Below are 2,214 nucleotides of genomic sequence, written 5' to 3' on the forward strand. Positions count from 1 at the left end.
CTCTTTGACCGCATGATTGAAAACAGCCGCATGTTATCTGATGCGGGCGTCATGGTTTCAGCTGAAACGATGCTAAATAAGAAAACACTGCCATACTTGGAACACATACATCGCCAAGTAGTTGAAGAAATGAAATGCGCAAGACACGAAATTCACCCTATGTACCCTTCAGATTTCGCTAGCAGTTTGACTTCATTGACGTTAGAGGAAACACGACAAGCCATTCATCACTTACTCGATGTACGTGATAAAAACACCTGGATGCTTTTCGGAACTTTGCCATTTTATCCTTGCAGCGCCAGTGAAGAAGATCGTCATCTTCAGCAAAGATTGAAAGAAGAAACGAATGTCACCGTTCGTAATGACCCTGACGGCCGTTCAAGATTGAATATCAATATTTTCTCAGGTGATGTCATTGTCACAGACTTTGGAGATGCACCTGTACTTGGTAATATGAAGAGTGATTCCTTACCAATCATTTTTGACAAATGGCTGGACTCGCCTCTTGCAAAAGAATTGAACTGCCATTGCCCTGCAGTAAAATGTCTAGGACCAAATGTATTGGTGAAAAACATGTATTATAAAGACCACACATTCATCAGCGACTCCGTAAAATAACAAAAGCAGCCGATTGGCTGCTTTTTCATTTGAAGTGTTTCAGTGCTTCCCTTTTACTTAAAGGTTTCAATTCATTCACTTCTACAAATTGTTGAACAAATACAGGATTGGTTTTTGCGTATTCCCGTAATACCCAACCAATTGCTTTCTGAATGAAAAATTCATTCGATTCTGCATGACTTAAAATGATTTCTTCCAGTATGTTTTCGTTTGTTTCATTTTTATATTTCAATTGATGCAGAATAGCTGAGCGATTCAGCCACATATTATCTGAATCTGACCACAATCGCATGACTTTTTCTCCATTTGGTCTATCCTTTTTTACAATTTCCCCAACTATGGATGGCGCAATGGAATCCACACTATCCCACCACGATTTTTCCGTTATCAGTTTCTCGATGAAAGACAAATCCTCAATTGTTAATGTTTTAATTTTTTTACTTAATAAAGCTATTGCTACATATTGATATTCCCTTTCAGGCAGCTGATAAATTTCCCACACTTCTTCAAACAATTGTTGTTTTTCGGGAATTTCATGTTCAGTAAAATAGTTTTTTAATGCTTCATTTCGTGCAGGGCTTTTAATGCCGAGAAAAGGAAAATTGTGTTTCATATATGCTTCCATAGGTGAAGCCAATTGCTCATCGCGAAGATTTTCAAATACTTGACAATATGTATATCGATCCCATGGTCTCTTCAATAGTAAAACTCCTGACTACTTTGGTGTATGTAATTGGGTTGTCTTTTATGTATCAATCCGTAAAAAAATTGTGGATAGGCAAGCTATCCACAATTTTCAAGTAAATTCAATGACGTCGAATGCGAGATTGAAGATAAAAATGGTGTGAAGCACAACAAACCACATTGCCTGTCGGTTAAGTTTTCTCATCATGATTTCGTCCATCTCAACTCACTCCTTTTTTTGATTATACGCTTTTAATTTTCAATTCACAAAGCTTTTTACGAATTTTCCGTCAATTAAAAAACGAAAAAATATGTGAATCTGAAAACAAAATACATACTTTTTTTGTTTTTGTTCAGACTATTGATTAGCGCTGAAGTTTTTATTATATGCACGCAAAGTCAAACTGGTTTGTAGAATTATTCGTTTTCAGTTTGGATATGAAATCGTTATGGGTTAAAAATATTTTCAAAAAATGGTTTGAAGTAAATCGTTTGAGGATATCTAATTACTAGCAAGTCAAATTAAACTTTATCGAACAGGAGATGACGAACATGGGATTTATTTTATACCTTATTATCGGTGGTATCATTGGTTGGTTAGCAGGGCTTATTTTAGGTAAAGACGTACCGGGCGGAATTATTGGTAACATTATTGCTGGTATCATTGGTGCATGGATCGGCGGTATGTTATTCAGCTTCGGACCAACAGTTGCCGATATTCAAATCATTCCAGCATTTATTGGTGCAGTTATTTTAATCTTCATCGTAAGCATGATTTTAAAAGCACTACGCAAAACATAATATCAAAAAAGAGACGTTCAATTGAACGTCTCTTTTTTTATTGTTCTGAAGAAGCAGCTTGTCCTTGAGTGCCCTGCTCTTCTTCATATTTATGATAGTAATATAATACAT

3 protein-coding genes are annotated in these 2,214 nt (G+C 35.9%); 2 read left to right on the forward strand and 1 reads right to left on the reverse strand.

Translation table 11 applies throughout. From position 1 onward, the window contains the following. A partial coding sequence (gene yfkAB / locus AC1DSL_RS17455) for a radical SAM/CxCxxxxC motif protein YfkAB (protein ID WP_477533199.1) occupies positions 1-618 on the forward strand: 618 nt, incomplete at its 5' end. 25 nt (positions 619-643) lie between these two features. Here yfkAB and AC1DSL_RS17460 read toward each other — a convergent pair. Beyond that, on the reverse strand, positions 644-1,318 hold the full coding sequence (locus tag AC1DSL_RS17460) for a DNA alkylation repair protein (protein ID WP_477533200.1): 675 nt from the start codon (positions 1,316-1,318) through the stop codon (positions 644-646). 536 nt (positions 1,319-1,854) lie between these two features. Between AC1DSL_RS17460 and AC1DSL_RS17465 the strand changes: the two genes are divergently transcribed. Continuing rightward, entirely contained in the window at positions 1,855-2,103 is a 249-nt protein-coding gene (locus AC1DSL_RS17465; protein WP_477533201.1) for a GlsB/YeaQ/YmgE family stress response membrane protein, read from the forward strand. Positions 2,104-2,214: the final 111 nt, after the last annotated feature.

Source organism: Paenisporosarcina sp. P4_D4, assembly GCF_056401835.1.

Coding starts and splice junctions, on each gene's coding strand:
- AC1DSL_RS17465 (WP_477533201.1), top strand. CDS start 1,855: ATGGGATTTATTTTATACCTTATTATCGGTGGTATCATTGGTTGGTTA.